Origin of the sequence: Amycolatopsis cihanbeyliensis (assembly GCF_006715045.1) — a bacterium.
Lineage (GTDB): Bacteria > Actinomycetota > Actinomycetes > Mycobacteriales > Pseudonocardiaceae > Amycolatopsis > Amycolatopsis cihanbeyliensis.
Map to the genome: position 1 here is coordinate 4,157,536 of NZ_VFML01000001.1, position 17,074 is coordinate 4,174,609.

Genomic DNA, 17,074 nt, shown 5'->3' on the forward strand with positions numbered 1-17,074 from the left:
GCCGGCTCAGGCACCGGGAGCGTTCGCCGCCGCCCACACCTTCCGCGGGTCGAGATCCACCGGGCGGGGCGCCGGATCCGGCCGCATGCGGTGCAGCAGCACCTGCTGCACCAGCGTGCTCCGCTGCCCGCCCGCGACCACCCGGCGCCAGAACACGTGGTCCTCCAACCCGTCCAGCAGCGGGTCCTCGGTCCAGCCGCCCACCGCGTCCAGCACCGAGCGGTGCACCAGGTAGCCGCTGCCCAGGTAGGGCAGCCGGTCCAGCCTGCGTTGCTCGGCGGGCAGCGCGCCGACCAGGCCCGCCACCGGGTCCGCCACCGGGCAGTGCGCCACCCCCTGCTCGGGCCCGCCTTCCAGCAGCCGCTCCAGCAGGTGCTTCGCGGCCCGCATCCCCGCGTCCAGCACCAGCGTCCGGGGCGCGCCGGAACGTCGCAGCAGGGTGTTGCGGGTGACGCCCCGGCCGAGCGGGAACTCGTGCACCAGCGTGTCGTGTGGCCGCGTGGTCGAACGCGAGGCGGAACCGTCCTCGCCGAGCAGCACCCGGCGGGGCAACAGGGAACCGCTCAGCAGGTCGTGCACCAGCTCGGCCGGGTCCGGCTCACCCGGCCTGCGCACGACCAGCACGTCCACGTCGGCGCGTGGAGCCTCGCCGAACAGGTCCGCGTGGCGACCCGCCTGCCAGCCCCGGCGAGCCGCCCTGCGCGCGTACCTTGTCCGTTCCACGGCCATCGCGCAGGCGGCCGGGTCGCCCGGATCCTGCGGGCCGGTGGGCCCTGGGGAGAACCGCACGTCCCAGGACGGGGTGCTGACCGAGATCGACTCGGCGGGTTGCCTGCTGCCCCCGGCCAGCCGCGTACCCACCTCGGCAGCCGGGCCGGCCACCTGCACGCCGTCGAAGGAACCGCCGACCAGGCGCGTGGCCGTCTCGACCAGCATGGTTGCCGAGGCCGGGAGGTCGAGCTTGGTGCGCACGAACTCGTAGCCCGCCTGCCGCAGCTCCCGTTCCCGCTCCGGCTGCCCGGCCAGCGCGCTCGCGACGGCTCCCAACGCCTCGGCCCTGGCCACCATCAGATGCTCCCCAGGAACCAGCGGCTCGATGTCGGGAGAGGGCTCGGTGAGTACCACGCAGCCGTTGCACAGCGCCTCCAACACCCGGACCCACTCCAGCGCCACCGAGCGGCCGCGGTGCAGGTTCAGCAGCATCCGGGAGTCGGCGAGATGGGCGAACTTCGCGGCACCCGGGAGGAAGTCGACCCGGGGCGGGCCCATCATCTCGTGCGGCGGGGTGAGTATCCGGGTGCGCAGCGACTCCAGTTCGCGCCAGTAGGACCCGAGCAACCGCGACCGCCTGGCCTCCTCGGTGCCGAGGTAGGTCACGTCCACCGAGCGCGGCCTGTCCGGGTCGCCGCCCCAGTGGTCCCAGAGCGGGCTGTAGCCGAGCTGGAAGTGCTCCACCGGGTTGCCCCGCCTGCGCAGCTCGGCGGTGGAGTCCAGGTTGATGTCGACCCCGCAGGCGAGCCTTGGCACCCACTGGGCGGTGCGCTCGAAGGAGAGCGTGCCCGGATGCTCGACACAGAACCCGATGGTGCGGGCGAGCAGTTCCGGACCGGGCAGCTCGGCCTGCGGGGTCACGATGAAGTACTCGTGCGGCACCACCAGGTAAACGGTGTCCGGACCCGGCTCGGGGAACCGGCCGATCGCGGTGCGGGTGCGGCCACCGACGCGGCGGACCGCGTCGGCAACCACATCGAGAATCTCGTCCATGAACACCGAACCGCCGCGGCCGGCGACGAAGCAGATTTCCGCGGGCCCCATCAGCGCGGGGTCCGCCTGCGTACGGCGCGCAACGGCGCGGTGACCCGCCAGCTCACGGTGGCCTTCGTCGCGTCCAGCTCGTTGCTCAGCGCCGCGACCTCGTCCGCGAGCTTGGCCACCCGCCGGTCGGCGTCCGGGTCGCCGCCACCCTGCTGGGCGAGCCCACCCCGGCCGGCCAGCGCGAGTTCCGCGTCCAGCAGCCGCAGCCGCACCGAGTCCCGCTCGTCCCTGGTGACGGCCAGCTCGGCGCGGAGCGTGTCCCGCTCGGCCCGGGCGGCGGACGTCTCCTGGCGCAACGCGTCCGCCTCGGCACGCCGGTCCGCGGCCTCCTGCTCGGCGAGGGCCACGCGCTCCCGCAACGCCGCCATCTCCTCGGCGGAGCGCTCGGTCCGCAGCCGGTCCCGCTCGGCGGTCAACTCGGTGACGGCGCTCTCGGTTTCGTCCAGCAGGGTGCGCAGGCGCTCCCGCTCGGCGGTCAGCACCTCCCGCTCGGCCCGCAGCCGGGTCACCTCGGCCCGCAGCGGGCCCGGCAGCCCGCGAAGGTCATTGTTGCTCATGGTTTCCCTTCCCCCTTGCTCAGTTCGGCGAGCACGCCGGAGTACTCGGTGACGTAACCCGCGGGATCGAGCCACCCGGCGAGTGCCTGGTAGGCCTCGGCCGCCATCTCACGTCGTCGTTCGGCGGGTGTCTCCAGTGCACGCAGCAGGGCCACGGTCAGCGCGTCGACATCGTTGGGTTCGAACAGCCAGCCGGAGTGACCGTCGGTGATGACCTCGCGCGCGCCGAACACGTCGCTGGCGACGACCGGCAGCCCGCAGCACACCGCCTCCAGGATCGACCTCGGCAGCGACTCGATATCGGAGCTGTTCACGAACAGGTCCGCCGCCCGGAACCAGGGCACCGGATCGCGTTGCAGCTCCACCAGGTTCACCCAGTGCTCGAGTCCCTTGGCGGCGACCAGGTCCGAGGTCGCGAGGCTGTACTCGGAGGGATGGTGGCCGACCACGGTCAGCAGCACGTCCGGACGTGCCCAGCGCACCCTGTCCATGGCGGCGATCAGGCCGACCTGGCCCTTGCGGGGTTCCATGATGCCGACGTTGAGCACGATCAGGCCGTCCTCCGGCAGCCCCAGCGCGCGCCGGGCCTCCCGCTTCGCCCGGTCGCTGGTGTGCCCGCCGAACCGGACCATCGGTGTGCCGTACCGGACGGTCCGCGTGCGCTGTGGCGCCGCGTACCGGGCGAACATCTCGCGGGTGGAGTCGGCGACGAACAGCAGGTGCTCGGTCGTGCCGAGCAGCCGCTCCCAGCGGGCGCGCACGGTCGGGTTGACCCCGGAGGGCTGCCAGTGCTCGTAGGCGAAGGTGCTCAGCGGGAAGCTCTCGTGCACCGCCCAGGCCACCGGCAACCCGGCGCGGGCGGCCGCGTCGGCGCCGGGAAACGCGCTGAGGGTGTTCACCAGCGCCACCCCGGCGCCGGTGGACCTGGCAAGCAGGGCCAGCTCCGCCACCTGACCCTCGTAGCCCGGCACGGTGTCCACGGCGTACGGCGAGGTCAGATGCACCGGGACGCCGAGGTCCATGCAGTCCTGACGCAGCGGCCCGTCCATCGGTGAGATCACGGTCGCCGTCCAGCCGTGCTGCCGGACCAGCCCGGTCAGCAGCTCCTGTAGCCACAGCTGCCCGCCGCCGAGCCGCAGGCTGTGCGCGAACACCAGCACGTGCCGCGGATCGGCCGGACCGGCCACCCGGTCCAGCAGCGCGCGGGAGCGGCCGGAAAGCTCGGCCGCCAGGGACTCGTCCTCGGCATCCCGGTCCGGTACCCGCACGGTGCAGAACCGTGCGGGGGAGGTCCACTCGCCGGTGAGGTGATTGCGTATCCGAACCCGCACGGACAGCCGGTGCTCGGTGCCCGGCGGGAGGTCGAGCGGAACGGTCGCCTCGAACCCGCTGGTGCCCGCGTCCGGGAAGTCCGGAAGTGCCTCCGCCACGTCCGCGCGCGGGATCCGGATCCGGGCTCGCGCCCGCGCCGCGCCGTCCACCAGGAGGTCCACGGCGCTCGGGGCGCATCCGTCCAGCAGGGCCCAGCCCCGCACCGGCAGCACGTCCCCCTCGACCGTGGCCTCGGGCAGCGGGTGATCCAGCTCGAGCAGGCCCAGCGGCTCGTCCTCGCCGCCGACGTCCACGTAGCCGACGGCCAGGGTGCGCAGGTTCGGTCCGACGAGCTCGACGGCCTGCCTGCCGGGTGGCACGGGGGTGGACGGCCGGGCCGTCCACCGCAACGTGGCCCGGTCCGCCCCCTGGTCCGGGGCGAGGGAGAGGCCCGCGGGGGAGCCCGCGATCCGGACCGTGCACCCTTCCAGCGTCGTCGTGCCGGTGAGCCACCCGTGCACCGCGAACTGGTGCCCGACCTTCTCGGCCGGTGGTTCGATACCGGCGTCCAGCCTGCTGCTACTCATGGTGCCGTCCATAGTGTCGTCTCGGCGTCCTTGACCAGTACCAGGACGTCCTGATGGCGGTCCCAGGCCGCCTCCTGGTAGCAGGCAAGGCGCAGTCCCGGAGCTCGTGCCGCGCGGTCGACCGTCGAGCCGGGGCTGCACAGCGAGATGCCGTACCACCCCTCACCCTGCCCTTCGTAGGCCTGGCCGCATGCGTGGTAGGTGGCCAGCAGCCGATCGGTCGCCCTGGCACCCAGCCCGTACTCGGCACCCTGCCGGGCCCGCCACGCCACCCGCCTGCCGTGGATGGTCGTCACCACGACCCCGCCCGGGTTCAGGGCACGGGCGAAGTACCGCAGGAACAGGTCCCACTGCGCGGGGTCGAAGTGGGTGAGCACGGAGCCGCACCAGATCAGGTCCACGCCGTGCACCTGCTGGATGTCGATGACGTCCAGCTCGCCCGCGATCGGGGTCGCGCCGAAGGCAGTCCCGCACCGGGCGACCGCGTCCTCGTCGGTGTCGCAGGCGAGCAACTCGGCCGCGGGGAACGCGGCGCGCAGACCGCGCAACACCCGCCCGTGCCCGCAGCCGAAGTCGAGCACCCTGCGCGGCGCACCGTTGCCGGTGCTCAGCAGGGCGCCGAGCACCGCCCGGAGTGCGTCCGCGCACGCCCGGAAGTACTGCTCGACGCTGCCGTCGAACATCGGGTCGCCATCCACGATCGTGCGGTCCACCCTCGCCATGACCCGGTCGACCAAGGTATCCAGGTACCCCTCGAGCGGCGGGAGGTCCGCCCCGGGCGGCGACGCCTGCGTGGTGTGGCCGCTGCTGTTCATCCGTCCTCTTTCACCGCGGTGTCCCCGGACACCGGTACGTGCTCGTCGAGCCGCCGGTACCAGGCGCCGGCGATCTCCTCCCGCTGGGCTTCCAGCGCCGCTTCCCCGGTGGCGCCCCCGCTCCAGCGCAGCGTCTGGAAGCGTGCCTCCCTGGTGACGGCCCGTTCCACGTAAGAAATGTCCTTGTGCAGCAGCCTGCCGAGCCACCCCGCGAGGTCCCGCACCGTGTTGTGGCTGCCCGCACCCGGCCAGGACAGGCTGGCCAGATGTTCCGCGGTGAGCAGCAGCCCGCGCTCGACGACCTCGTCCGGCACGGTCCCGGCCAGCCGCCATTCCAGGTCGATCGGATGCAGCCTGCCGTCCGCGGTCACCACGATGTTGCGCGGCAGCAGATCCCACAGGGCGTCCCCGAACTCGCCCGCCCGCTCGCGGATCAGGTCGTGCCAGGCACGCAGCAGGTCCTCGGCCAGCCAGGGTCGCTCGTGGATCGCGGCCACCATGGTCGGGCCGTCGTGCACCGGGTCGGACCACGGTTGGATGGACACCGGGCAGCCATCCTGGGAGCCCGGCTCCAGCAGCGGGCGCCTGCGAACCTCGGCGCCACCGGGGACCGCCACCACGTGCGCGCCGGTGCACCAGCGCGCCGCGCGGTCGGTGTTGAAATAGGTGGCGAGCCGGTCCGGCGGCCAGAGCGGCTCGGGTGGGTCCGCACCCGGTACGCCGGCCAGCACCAGGAAGCTGTTCCACGCGTCCGCCCCCAGGCCCGCCGCGACCAGTTCCTTCCACAACCGGGCCTCGTCCACCGGCCGCGGCCCGGGCACCGTGGGGTCCTCGGACGGCAGCCGGGGAAGGTCGACCGCGAGCCGCGGGTACCGCGCCAGCAGTTCCGCGCTGAGCACCACATTGGTGAACTGGTGATCGGGGAAACAACCGAGTACCCGCTGGACGGTGAACCCGGCCGTATCCAGCAGCGATTCCAGCGCGCGACGGCTCGGCGCGCGGTGCGCCGTGCCGAACGGGTAGCCCTCGACCGCGTCCCAGCGCCGGCGGCTGTGCGGTTGCGGCGCGCCGGCCAGGTTGCGAGCACCGAACTGGTTCTCCACCGCGAGGCACAGCATCCCGCCCGGCCGCAGCACGCCCCGTAGCGTGCGCAGGTACTCGAGTTGCCGGTCCGGCTCGGCCAGCGGTTCGAGGACGCCGGTCGCCACCACCAGGTCGAATTCCGGGCCGGCTGCGGGATCGAGCGGATCGGACAGCTCGACCCGCACGTTGTCCAGCCCGCCCACCCAGGCCGTGGCGATCCGGGCGAGTTCGGACGTCGGTTCCATGGCGAGTACCGATCCGGTGTGCTCGGCGAGGTAACGCGTGAGCGCACCGGCCCCCCGGCCCAGGTGCAGCACGCGCGCTCCGGCGGGCCAGTCGAGCGCCCGCAGCAGGTTCGCCCGTGACCGGTCGAGATGCCGCCGCTCGGCCCAGTCACGAGCGGCGGAATGCAACTCGTCACTCATCGAGGACCGGTCGGTGGCCCCGGCCACGATCGCGCCGACGAGTTGCTCGGTACGTACGCCGTCGGCCCTGCTCGGCATCCGCTGTCGCCCGGCTACACGGTGGGCTGGAAATTGGCCAGGGCCGCGTGCACCTGCCGCTGGTAGGTCCCGCTCATCGCGGGTTCGTCGACCAGCGGATCCTGGCCGACCATCACCTGGACCAGCGCCGAGCCGGAGACCCACATGCCGTAGTAGGTCACCTTGTCCTTGCGCACGTCCTTGTGGAACACCACCTCGGACGGGATCCGGCCGAGGGACTTCTCCACGTGGACATAGCCGCGGTCGTCGCGGTGCGTGCTCAGGTCATCGCGCGCGCTCTCGGCGTCGGTCGCCTGCGGCATTTCCACCGCGAGCACGGAGACCTTGTCCGGGTGCGGGCTGTACTGATCGGGTTCCTTGACCGAGCCACGCCAGGCCACGTTCTCCGGCTCGCGCTCGGCGAGGATCTGGACGGACTTCTTGTCCAGCACGCCGAGGGACTCGAGCTCGTCCACCTGGACCACGCCACTGTTCTCGTCGGCGGTGCCCGGGGGCTCGGGAACGCGATCGATCAGCGGGGCATCCGGGGGCACGGTGGTGCTGGTCGGCGCATTCGACGTGGTCTGTGGCGGCGGGTTGTGCTGGCTGCTCTCCTGGGGCCCCGCCTGGTTGTCGCCGCCGCTGAACAGGAAGTACCCACCGGTGACGAGGCCGCCGACGACAACCAGCACAACCAGCACGATGGCCACCGTCTTGCCGGTCTTGCTCTTGCTGGAGGGTTCGTCGAACAGCTCGGGTCCCTGCTTTGTCCGCGCCCCCTCGCCCGGTGGGACCAGCGGCGGGAAGTCGGAGCCGCCCCACGGCGGGCTCATGTCGCTGTCCGGCGTGTTCCAGCCCTGCTCGGCGGGCTGCTGGAAACCGGCCGGTGGGGAAGGATGCTGGCCGAAGGCACCGGGTGGGGGCTGGTGTCCCTGCGGGGGCTGTGCCATGCCCGGCTGTCCTGGTTGACCGGGTGCCTGCTGTTGACCGGGTGCCTGCTGCGGATAGGGCTGTCCGGGGGGAGCCTGCTGCTGCCCGTGCGGGGCCTGCACCTGCCACCTCGGTACGGCCTGGGTGCGCTCGGCGTCGGTGTTACCCGGGTTGACCGGGGGCACGATCTGGGTCGCTTCGCCGCCCTGCTGCTGTTGCTGCTGCTGGTCGTTCGGCGGTTGCGGTGCGGCCTGGTCGGGACCGCGCTGACCGGCGTCGGCCGGTGACATCGCGGACGAGAGCACCTGGTCGCGGCGAACCCGGTAGTCGTCCGCGGAAAGCTGGCCCGAGGCGAGATCCTCGTCCAACTTGCGGAGCTCCTCTTGCCAGGACACCCTGATAGCCCCTCTCTGCTGGCGTTCGGGTCACCTGTCGGCCGGTGGCTGCGCGCGAGGTGACCTCGGTTATTGTGCATGGTTGCGGATCGGGCCGGTGCGCAGGGCCGAACCGCCGGCGGACGCGGCCGCGGGCGGCTTTACCCCGGTCCGAGCACCGCCTCGACCTCGTCGACAGTCCGGTTCAGCCGGCGTTCGAGCCCGGCCGGGTCATCCGCGAGGCCCTGGGAAACCCAGATCGCAACACTGTGTTGGCCGGATGTATACCAGGTGGCGGCCATCCGCCCGGTCTCGTTGCTGCCGGTCAACGTCTGCCTGCCGTCCGTGCGGCCGGGATCGACCGCGGTGAACCCGATCGTGCGCGCCGAGGCGCGCAGGGCATCGGTCACGGTCGCCGCCTCCGCGGCCGAACCGGTCGGTACCACCAGCAGCAGGTAGCCGTCCGTGCCCGCCGCCGAGGACCGGTAGATCACCTCGGTGGCGCCTGCCTCGGCGCAGATCGTGCCCATCCGCGGAGACAGCACCCCGAGCTGGACGGCCTTGTCCACCGACATCGTGGAGTTGTTCTCGTTCGGCACGCCCGGCAGCTCCGGCAGCCGCTGCGCCAACGGAGGTGTGTTCGCGGGTGCGCCGGTCGTCGACGGGGTCGCGGAGGGGGTCGTGGACGGGCCAGCGCTCGGCGCCGCCTGGCTACCGGCGTCGTCCGCGGGATCCGTGCCGAGCCACCAGACCCCTCCGACGAGCCCGGCGAGCACCAGGAAGGTGGCGAGCGTGATGAGCAGCCAGATCGGTACGGCCCGGGATGGGCGTGGTTCGGGCGGTCGGTGCGGGGCGGGAGGGTGCGTGGGCACGGAACCGGCGGGAGTGGCCGGACCGGTATCCGGTGCCGACCCGGAACGCGGTCGGCCGGGACGGCGGAGACCGGGTGGGACCGTCATCCACTCGGTCGGCCGCTCGTCGGCGGGGCTCGGCGCGGTGTGTGATACGTCGCTGCCGAGCAGCGCCGCCGCCGACGGTGGCCGGGCGGGCCGCTCGGGCCGCGTTCCCGGCGCGCTCTCCTGCGGGACGGGGTCCGGAGTCGGCGTGGCCTGCTGCCGGTACGCGGTGTCCTCCTGGCGCACCGGCGAGGGAAACGGGGAGGGCGCGATCCCGCCGGATACGGCGGCGAGCAACTCGTCCCGCAGCTTCCGGTGCTGGGCGATGTCCAACCGGCCCTCCGCCAGGTCACCGTCCAGCCGGCGCAGCTCTTCCTGCCAGCTCATCCGCACTCCACCCGTTCTGCCCGAGACAGATTATCCGCTCACGCCGTGATCGGTCCGCGCGCTGCGTCGGCTGCGGGTGCGCTCCCAGCGGCGGTACGCGGACGCCACGGGTCGCTCCACGTACCGGTACAGGAGCTCGACCGCGCCCGCGAGCACGAGCAGTCCGATCAGCAACGCGGGCAGGAACCCGATCGGTTCGGCCAGCAGGTTCAGCGTGCCCAGCACGAGGGGGAAGTGCAACAGGTAGATGGCGTAGGTGCGGTCGGCGATCGTGCGCACCCAGCGCGAGCGCACCAGCCGGCCGCTCGCGCGTGAGCACAACAGCAGGATCAGGACGAGGATGAGCAGCGTGCGCGGGTAGGCCTCGCCGTTCGGTGTGTCCGGCCAGGTGGCGGCCGCCCGGACGGCCAGCAGGAAGTGCACGGCGCCGAGCACGATGCCGAGCGGAGGCGAGATTTCCTTTCGCCTGGTCAGCATGACCAACTGGCCGATGAAGAGCACCGGGAGGAAGGTGGCGATGGTGCGCAGATGCACCAGCGCGGTGGTGTCCTGGGTGTTGGTGAAGGACAGCAGCACCGACACCAGCGCGGCCCCGATCGCGGGCGGTAACCACGGGCGACCCCGCAGCAGGAACATCGTCGCCGCGACGAAGGCGTAGAACACCACCTGCACGGTCAGCGTCCAGGTCACTCCGTCCACGTCGATCGCGCCGGGCACGGTGAAGTTGAGCAGTGCCAGGTTCAGCCACAGGTCCTCACCGGTCACCGGCCGGGGCCGGACCAGCACACCGACGTGGATCAGCAGCCAGCCGACCAGGATCGCGATCCAGAACGCGGGGAACAGCCGGACCGCGCGCCGGGCGAGGAACTGCCCGGGACGCTCGCCGAACCCGACATGGGTCACCACGACGCCGCTCACCAGCAGGAAGGACCCGACACCGACAAAACCGAGCAGGCTGCTCAGGTGGAGCGGCCCCACCACACCGCCCTCGACGAGCTCGGCGAGCCAGAACTCGGTTCCGTGCATCCGGGCCCAGCCGGCCACGTGCGTGTACACCACGGTGAACGAGCAGATCACCCGGAGCGCGTCCAGGCCGTGCATGTAGTGCGCGCCGCGCACGGTGCCCTGGCCGGTTCGTGTGGCGGACTCGGTCCGAGCAGCGGTTCGGGTCATACCGGCTCCCTCGTGCGGCGCCGCGATGCTGCGGTGATGACCGCGAGCACCCGGTGCGCGAGCTCGGTCACCAGGGCCGTGCCCAGTACGGCCACGGCGAGCGCGGCCGTCAACGGCAGGTACGGCCGGAGCCAGCCGGTCAGCGGGTGGCCGATCACCCCGCACCACAGCAGCAGGCCCCATACCCGGGACGCGGCCCACCGCACCGGCAGGCTGCCGGCGACCCTGCTCGCCGTCTCACCGGTGAACACCACCGTCACGGTGGCGGTGAGCCCCGCGTACATCGCCGCGACCGGGTACCACCAGCCGGCGAAGGAGGGCACGAGGCCGTCCGCGAGTGCGATCGTCGCGTAGCCCGCGATGCCGAGGCCCGCTGCCGCCGGCACGGCGAGGGTGCCGGTCCGGGCGGCATGGATCAGCTGCCCCCCGACGACGGCGGGATAGAACGCCAGCACGGCGGCGGCCTGTTGCGCGCCCTCGCTCAGGGTGCTGAGCGCCACCAGGTTCAGCGGCACGACGAGTTGGGCCAGGTAGCCCAGCCAGTGCAGGCGCCGGGGCAACCAGGACATCGCCCGCGCCGCCGCCCGACCGACGAGTGCCAGCAGGGCCACCCAAGCCAGCGGCAGGAGTACCGTCGCGCCGGGCACCAGGTGGCTGACCAAGGTCATATTGCCGAGCAGGTCGATCGCCGCCGGTCGCGCGCCGGTGGGCGCGCTCCACGCCCCCGCCCCGGCCAGCGCGAACGCCCCCAGCGTCGCCAGGGGAACCAGCGGGTACAGCGGCCGGAAGGAGTAGCCTGCCGCCGCGCCGTACCCGCTGGCCAGCAGCAGGAGCAGCAGCCCGAGCGGGCCGAAGTCCTCGCCGAGGCCGAGTGGCCGGGCCAGCCATTCGCGCACCGCGTCCAGCAGGACGGTCGACCGGCCGTGCTGCTCGGGCCAGAGGCCCACCAGGTACCCGTGGAGGATGAGCACCGCGGCGCCCGCGCGGAGCAGCACCATGGCGGGTGAGGCCGGTTCCGTCCTGCCCACGCTCACCATGACGGTTCCCCCGGCGGGAAGGTGGCGACCTGCTCGCGCAGCAGTGGGAGGTACGTGTCCCCGACGGCCGTGCCCGGGTCGCCGATCGCGTCGACCCGCAGCACGCTCCGCCCGCGGACGTAGTGGGCGTGGTAGGTGGTGTGCGGGAGGTCCGCCTGCTCCGGGCTGCGCCGTGCCAGGACCCCCGGCGGCGTGGGTTCGACCGGTTCGTGCCCGCCACCCGCGTAGATGTCGTCCAGGGCGTGCAGGGTGGCCGCCGGCTCGGCGCCGTCGGCCAGCAGCAACCAGTACACGTAGAACCGGATGTCCTCGTGCATGGTCATGATGATGTCGACATGCGCCACCCCGGTGTTGCGCATGGCGTTCAACTCGGTGGGCGCGAACAACTTCAGCGGCGCGAGCCTGCTGAACGGCAGATCCCGCTCGATCTGGATGTCGCCCGGTGGCTGCACCAGTGGCGTCGGGAGCGACCCCGGCCTGCGGGCCGACGGCTCCGCCTCGGCCGTCGGGATGTCCGGCCGGTTCGGGTTCGCCCCACTGCCCCACGCCGCCCAGGCCACGGACGGCGGGACCAGCAACGCCACGACGATCAGCACGGTACGCACCGGCGCGCGCCCCCGTGCCACCACGTCCACTCCTCCCGTTTGTCCGGCCGTGGCATTCTAGGTTGCTCGATCGGGTGAGTCCCCGGGTGCTCACCGAGCGGGTCCGACCGTGCTCGTTCGTCTCCGGTGGCGGGCGTTCGTGCGTACAGTTGAGGTATGTCCTTGTTCGGTCGAGACAAGACGCGTGCCGTGACCGCCGAAGACGCGCTCCCCGGTCGTTCGACGCCGATCCCGGCGCCGGAGTACCACGCCGTGCACCCGGACCGGCGGATCAAGCCGCCGTTCCCGGAGGGAATGACCACGGCCGTGTTCGGGATGGGCTGCTTCTGGGGAGCCGAGCGGCTGTTCTGGCAGACGGCCGGGGTCCACTCGACCGCGGTCGGCTACGCGGGCGGGCACACCCCGAACCCGACCTACGAGGAGGTGTGCACCGGGCGGACCGGGCACACCGAGGCGGTGCTGGTCGTGTTCGACCCGGCGCAGGTGAGCTACCCGGCACTGCTCAAGGTGTTCTGGGAGGGGCACGACCCGACGCAGGGGATGCGGCAGGGCAACGACGTCGGCACGCAGTACCGCTCGGCGGTCTACTACACCGGCGAGGCCCAGTGTGCCGATGCGGAGTCGTCGCGGGAGTCGTTCCAGGCCGCACTGCGCGCCGCGGGCCACGGCGAGATCACCACCGAGATCGCTCCGCTCGGCGAGTTCTACTACGCCGAGGACTACCACCAGCAGTACCTGTACAAGGTCCCCGGCGGTTACTGCGGCCTCGGCGGAACCGGCGTGACCTGCCCCGCGGGTCTCGCCACCGGCAAGCCTCGAATCTGACATCCGGAAAGTGGCCTTCAGGGCACCGGACGGGGCGGGTCGGGGTTTACCCTTCCGCGGGTGAGTTACGACCTGCTGTTTCTCCACCGGGAGCCGGGGCAGTCGCTGGCCGAGGCGGTCGAGGCCGTCGAGGTCATGGATGGGGACGACGAGGCGGAGGGCCAGCTACCCACCGAGCTGGCCGAGGCCTGGGACCGGGTCGTCCCGCAGGCCCGCGAACTGCTCGGCGAACTGGACGAGCACCTCGCCGAGGACTACCGGGAGCTGTCGCACGGCCCGAGCGGCGTCCAGCTGAGCTTCGCCGAGGGGGAGGTGGCCCTCACCGTGCCGTACTGGCATCGCGGGGAGGCTGCCGCCCGGATCGTCGAGGATGTCTACGCCCTCGCCGTGGTCGTCCAGAAGGAGACCGGGATGACCGGGTACGACCCGCAGCTTGACCAGTCGCTGGACGAGGCCAGGGTGACCCAGTCCGCGGCCGTGGCGGTACTCGACGAGACCACCAGGATGTTGCCGGACATCTGGCGCGACGGCGAACGCTGACCCGTGAGGACCACCCCGCCACGCGGTGTGGCGCCGGCGAGGTGGCCGTCACGGCAGGGGCATACAGATCAGCTCGGGTTCGTGGCGGCAGCCCGGGTCGGGTCTCGCTCGCGGAACATGACTACTCCTGCTGTATGGGTCATAACCGAGTGTCAATCATTCCCGCAATGGTGTAGACCACCGACCGGCCCAATCGGCACGCGGTGATCTTCGCCACTTCGGATCAGGATGTGGTCCGGATGGAGCAGGATCACTCGGGCGGAGACAGCAGCGTGAGTTGCGCTGATCGCAACATTCCGGGCCCTCGCCCGGGCGGGGGATTTTTGCTCCGGGAAATACGGCACTTCGGGACATATGGGACGGGTCTCGCTCGGGCGAGATCCGGCTGGAGCGGACGACGGGACTCGAACCCGCGACCCTCACCTTGGCAAGGTGATGCGCTACCAACTGCGCTACGTCCGCACTGGCACCGTGCAACCGGTGTGGGGCACAGTCTATACCTGACCGTTGGGCGGCTTGCGAGCCACCCGGACGGTGGGCTTTCGGTTACTCCTGGCGCACAGGGGGTGACGCCACCTGCTGCGCTCCGTATGGTGTCAACATTCAACCGAAAGGGTTACTGCCCGAAGGGGGTGCCTGGCTGGGATGAGCGAGCAGGTGATGGTGCCGCGCCAGGTGGTCGCGGAAGGCGAGCCGAGCGCCGAGGCGGAGCTCCTGCAGCGGCTCCGGGACGGCGAGGACGCAGCGTTCGGCGAGCTCTTCGAGTCCCACGCGGCCGCCGTGCGACGGCTCGCGCTGGGCCTGGCCGCGGACCGGTCCGAGGCGGAGGACATCACCGCGGAAACCTTCTTCCGGGTCCTGCAGGCGCTGCGTAGAGGTTCCGGGCCGCGGGACAACGTGCGGGCCTACCTGCTCACCGTCGCCCGCAGGGTGTCCTGGGAGTGGCACGGCGCCCGCAAGGACGTGCCGGTCACCGATGACGAGCTCACCACCAGGGCGGGTGCGGGCACCGACTCGCAGTCCCGCTCCGCCGAGCACACCCTGATCACCAGAGCCTTCACCAGCCTGCCCGAGCGCTGGCGCTCGGTGCTGTGGCAGACCGAGGTCGAGGGCGAGCAGCCTGCCGTGGTGGCCCCGCACTTCGGGCTGAGCGCGAACGCCACGGCTGCGCTGGCCCGCCGCGCCCGGCTCGGCCTGCGCGCGGCGTACCTGCAAGCGCATCTCGCGGTGCACCGCAGCTCGGATGGTTGCCGCACGGTGATGGAGAAGCTCGGTGGCTACACCGCGGGCAGCGTCACCGGCGCCGAGGCACGCAAGGTCCGGGCGCACCTGATCGTCTGCTCCTCCTGCCGCTCCACCCACGCCGAGTTGCGGGACGTCTGCTCCTCGCTGCGCGCGCATGCCGGCCTGGTCGCCCTGCTGGTACCCGCCTCCGCGCTGACCTTCGCCGGCTCCGGGGCCGGAGCCGGCGCGGCGAGCGCGGCCGGTTCGGCGGTGGCCGCGAGCGCCGGCGGGGTCGGTACCGCGGCCGCGGGCGGTACGGGCGGGCTGGCCGCGGCCCTCGGGACCAAGGTCAAGGTCGGCGTGGCACTCGCCTCCACCGCGGCCGCCGGCGCCCTCGGCGTCACGGTGGGCCCCGGGCTCGATCCGGACACCGCCACCCAGCTCGTCGGGCTGCCGGGCGGTGGCGCGGAGCTGCGTATCGCGCAGCCGACCTCGTCGCCGACCCGCACCCAGCCGCCGCGCACCAGCGCCGGCGGCGACGCCCCGGCCCCCGATCACCTGGATGCCGGCGGAAGGGCTTCGGCCCAGGAGCAGGCGCACGAGTACACACCCGCGCGAGGCACCGAGATTCCCGGCGAGACGCGCGAGCACGACGCGTTGCCGAACGCCGAGCTGGAGCCGGAGCACGGACAGCGGCCGGCAGGCGAGGTCGAGGACGGTGCGGACGGCGGGGACGACGGTGTCGACCCGCGGTCCGACATCGGTGATGAGGGGCCGGTCGACGTCAGCACGGTGCTGGACACCAGCGGCAACACCACCAGTGAGCAGCCGAGCTCGACGGCGGGGCAACCGAACGGAACGCGGAGTACCCCGGCGCGGCCCGGGTCCGAGCTGACGCACAAGCCGCGGAAGACCCCGGACCGCCAGCCCCGGACCAGGACGAGGACCGCCACCGGGACCATGACCTGCTACACCTACACCGCGACGATCATCCGCGGTTCGGTTACCGAGCGTAAGCACGTCAGCCGTTGCCTTGGCTCGTCCGGGTAGCGCCTGTTCTGCCCTCGCGCCCGCGGTAGTGCTCCCGGTACCGTTGGACCGGCTCGGACGTGGCGCACCAGGAGGAGAAGATGACCCGGCTGACACGGGGTTCTGATGGCCGGGAATGGGTGGTCCGGGCCCAGATGGAGTGGCGCAAGCCGGCCACGGCCGACGACTTCGAGCACGACGAGGCGGCCAGCTACGGTCCGGGTATCGCGATGCTGCTGGTGACCGTGGCGCTGGCGCTGGTGCTGATCGTGTGGATGCCCGAGGACGTACTGGTGCCCAGCTGGATCCCGCTGGCCCTGCTGGTGCTCGCGCTGTTCTTCCCGTTGCGCTGGATGCTGCGCAGGCCGTGGACCGTGGTCGCGGAGACCGAGGGCGATGCCAGCGGCGAGCGCCCCTCCGAGCGGTGGGTCGGGACCGTCCGCGGCATGTTCGCGGTGCGCGGTGAGATGGCCAGGATCGCCAAGAGCATCCAGCGACAGGACCTCCCGGACTTCGACGGTCCGCTGCACCCGGTCGAGTAGCGCGATGCCCGAACTGCCTGAAGTCGAAGCCCTCGCGTACCACCTGCGCGAGCACGCGGTCGGCCGCACGGTGACCAGGGTGGATGTCGCCTCGCTGAGCGTGCTGAAGACCTTCGATCCACAGTGGACCGCCTTGCACGGACTCGAGGTGACCGCCGCGGGCAGGCACGGCAAGCATCTGGACATCGGTGTCGGCACCGAGCTGCACCTGGTGGTGCATCTGGCCCGCGCGGGCTGGCTGCGCTGGTCCGACACGCTCTCCCCGGTGCCGCCCAAGCAGGGCAGGGGACCGCTGGCGCTGCGGGTGCATCTCGGTGGGCCGGGGTTCGACCTGACCGAGGCCGGCACGAAGAAGGGGCTCGCCGTGTGGATCGTGCGCGATCCCGCCGAGGTCTCCAGCATCGCCCGGCTCGGCCCGGACGCGCTGGAACTGGACCGGGCGGGTCTCGAGCAGGCGCTGGCCGGGCGCACCACCCGGCTGAAGAACGCGCTGACCGACCAATCGATCATCGCCGGGATCGGCAACGCCTACTCCGACGAGATCCTGCACCTCGCGCGGCTGTCACCGTACGCGAACCCGGCCAAGCTGCCCGCGGAGGCGCTGGACCGGCTGGCCGAGGCCGTGCACACCGTGCTCACCGACGCCACCGACCGCTCGGTGGGCCAGGACGCCGCCCGGCTGAAGGGGGAGAAGCGCTCCGGCCTGCGGGTGCACGGCAGGACCGGGCTGCCCTGCCCGGTCTGCGGTGACAGCGTCCGGGAGATCTCCTTCGCGGACAAGGCTTTCCAGTACTGCGCGACCTGCCAGACCGGCGGTAAGCCGCTGGCCGACCGCCGGATGTCCAAGCTGCTGAAGTAGTCG

The 17,074-nt window shown here is 72.2% G+C and carries 15 protein-coding genes and 1 tRNA gene; 5 read left to right on the top strand and 11 right to left on the bottom strand.

What is annotated here, in order from left to right:
* Nucleotides 1-6: 6 nt before the first annotated feature.
* From FB471_RS18890 to FB471_RS18925, 10 genes are all read right to left on the bottom strand, one after another.
* Entirely contained in the window at nt 7-1,815 is a 1,809-nt protein-coding gene (locus tag FB471_RS18890) for a glycosyltransferase family protein (protein ID WP_141999768.1), read from the bottom strand.
* Nucleotides 1,815-2,372 (bottom strand): hypothetical protein, encoded by a 558-nt coding sequence (locus FB471_RS18895; protein ID WP_141999769.1) that lies wholly within the window; start codon nt 2,370-2,372, stop codon nt 1,815-1,817. Before FB471_RS18895 ends, FB471_RS18890 begins: the two co-directional genes overlap by 1 nt.
* Nucleotides 2,369-4,270 (bottom strand): glycosyltransferase family 4 protein, encoded by a 1,902-nt coding sequence (locus tag FB471_RS18900; protein ID WP_141999770.1) that lies wholly within the window; start codon nt 4,268-4,270, stop codon nt 2,369-2,371. Before FB471_RS18900 ends, FB471_RS18895 begins: the two co-directional genes overlap by 4 nt.
* A complete protein-coding gene (locus tag FB471_RS34595; protein WP_211358062.1) occupies nt 4,267-5,085 on the bottom strand; it encodes a class I SAM-dependent methyltransferase in 819 nt (272 codons plus the stop codon). The genes FB471_RS18900 and FB471_RS34595 overlap by 4 nt, the downstream gene beginning before the upstream one ends.
* Complete coding sequence (locus FB471_RS18905) at nt 5,082-6,671, bottom strand: class I SAM-dependent methyltransferase (protein ID WP_211358063.1); 1,590 nt, start codon at nt 6,669-6,671, stop codon at nt 5,082-5,084. Before FB471_RS18905 ends, FB471_RS34595 begins: the two co-directional genes overlap by 4 nt.
* A gap of 14 nt (nt 6,672-6,685) precedes the next feature.
* Complete coding sequence (locus FB471_RS18910) at nt 6,686-7,975, bottom strand: flagellar basal body-associated protein FliL (protein ID WP_141999771.1); 1,290 nt, start codon at nt 7,973-7,975, stop codon at nt 6,686-6,688.
* A gap of 140 nt (nt 7,976-8,115) precedes the next feature.
* A complete protein-coding gene (locus FB471_RS18915) occupies nt 8,116-9,237 on the bottom strand; it encodes a hypothetical protein (protein ID WP_141999772.1) in 1,122 nt (373 codons plus the stop codon).
* Between the two features lie 30 nt (nt 9,238-9,267).
* Complete coding sequence (locus FB471_RS18920; RefSeq protein WP_170220859.1) at nt 9,268-10,410, bottom strand: acyltransferase family protein; 1,143 nt, start codon at nt 10,408-10,410, stop codon at nt 9,268-9,270.
* Entirely contained in the window at nt 10,407-11,438 is a 1,032-nt protein-coding gene (locus FB471_RS34180) for a hypothetical protein (protein WP_211358064.1), read from the bottom strand. The genes FB471_RS18920 and FB471_RS34180 overlap by 4 nt, the downstream gene beginning before the upstream one ends.
* Before the next feature lie 2 nt (nt 11,439-11,440).
* Nucleotides 11,441-12,076, bottom strand: coding sequence for a hypothetical protein (locus FB471_RS18925; RefSeq protein ID WP_141999774.1), 636 nt, complete (start codon nt 12,074-12,076; stop codon nt 11,441-11,443).
* Between the two features lie 132 nt (nt 12,077-12,208).
* Here FB471_RS18925 and msrA point away from each other — a divergent pair, with 132 nt between their 5' ends.
* Both msrA and FB471_RS18935 read left to right on the top strand, forming a co-directional pair.
* Entirely contained in the window at nt 12,209-12,877 is a 669-nt protein-coding gene (gene msrA / locus FB471_RS18930; protein WP_141999775.1) for a peptide-methionine (S)-S-oxide reductase MsrA, read from the top strand.
* Between the two features lie 60 nt (nt 12,878-12,937).
* On the top strand, nt 12,938-13,417 hold the full coding sequence (locus FB471_RS18935; protein ID WP_141999776.1) for a hypothetical protein: 480 nt from the start codon (nt 12,938-12,940) through the stop codon (nt 13,415-13,417).
* Nucleotides 13,418-13,803: 386 nt separating this feature from the next.
* Here the strand turns inward: FB471_RS18935 and FB471_RS18940 are convergent.
* Nucleotides 13,804-13,879 (bottom strand) — tRNA-Gly (locus FB471_RS18940).
* Nucleotides 13,880-14,062: 183 nt separating this feature from the next.
* Here FB471_RS18940 and FB471_RS18945 point away from each other — a divergent pair.
* From FB471_RS18945 to FB471_RS18955, 3 genes are all read left to right on the top strand, one after another.
* Nucleotides 14,063-15,691 carry a sigma-70 family RNA polymerase sigma factor gene (locus FB471_RS18945; protein WP_141999777.1) on the top strand — a complete coding sequence of 543 codons (1,629 nt, stop codon included), beginning with the start codon at nt 14,063-14,065 and terminating at the stop codon, nt 15,689-15,691.
* An 80-nt stretch (nt 15,692-15,771) separates the two neighbouring features.
* On the top strand, nt 15,772-16,212 hold the full coding sequence (locus tag FB471_RS18950; RefSeq protein WP_141999778.1) for a DUF983 domain-containing protein: 441 nt from the start codon (nt 15,772-15,774) through the stop codon (nt 16,210-16,212).
* Nucleotides 16,213-16,216: 4 nt separating this feature from the next.
* On the top strand, nt 16,217-17,071 hold the full coding sequence (locus tag FB471_RS18955; protein WP_141999779.1) for an Fpg/Nei family DNA glycosylase: 855 nt from the start codon (nt 16,217-16,219) through the stop codon (nt 17,069-17,071).
* Nucleotides 17,072-17,074 lie beyond the last annotated feature (3 nt).

Excerpts from the sequence above, each read along its gene's own strand:
- FB471_RS18890 (WP_141999768.1), bottom strand. The coding sequence starts at position 1,815 with ATGGGGCCCGCGGAAATCTGCTTCGTCGCCGGCCGCGGCGGTTCGGTG.
- FB471_RS18895 (WP_141999769.1), bottom strand. The coding sequence starts at position 2,372 with ATGAGCAACAATGACCTTCGCGGGCTGCCGGGCCCGCTGCGGGCCGAG.
- FB471_RS18900 (WP_141999770.1), bottom strand. The coding sequence starts at position 4,270 with ATGAGTAGCAGCAGGCTGGACGCCGGTATCGAACCACCGGCCGAGAAG.
- FB471_RS34595 (WP_211358062.1), bottom strand. The coding sequence starts at position 5,085 with ATGAACAGCAGCGGCCACACCACGCAGGCGTCGCCGCCCGGGGCGGAC.
- FB471_RS18905 (WP_211358063.1), bottom strand. The coding sequence starts at position 6,671 with ATGCCGAGCAGGGCCGACGGCGTACGTACCGAGCAACTCGTCGGCGCG.
- FB471_RS18915 (WP_141999772.1), bottom strand. The coding sequence starts at position 9,237 with ATGAGCTGGCAGGAAGAGCTGCGCCGGCTGGACGGTGACCTGGCGGAG.
- FB471_RS18920 (WP_170220859.1), bottom strand. The coding sequence starts at position 10,410 with ATGACCCGAACCGCTGCTCGGACCGAGTCCGCCACACGAACCGGCCAG.
- msrA (WP_141999775.1), top strand. The coding sequence starts at position 12,209 with ATGTCCTTGTTCGGTCGAGACAAGACGCGTGCCGTGACCGCCGAAGAC.
- FB471_RS18945 (WP_141999777.1), top strand. The coding sequence starts at position 14,063 with ATGAGCGAGCAGGTGATGGTGCCGCGCCAGGTGGTCGCGGAAGGCGAG.
- FB471_RS18950 (WP_141999778.1), top strand. The coding sequence starts at position 15,772 with ATGACCCGGCTGACACGGGGTTCTGATGGCCGGGAATGGGTGGTCCGG.
- FB471_RS18955 (WP_141999779.1), top strand. The coding sequence starts at position 16,217 with ATGCCCGAACTGCCTGAAGTCGAAGCCCTCGCGTACCACCTGCGCGAG.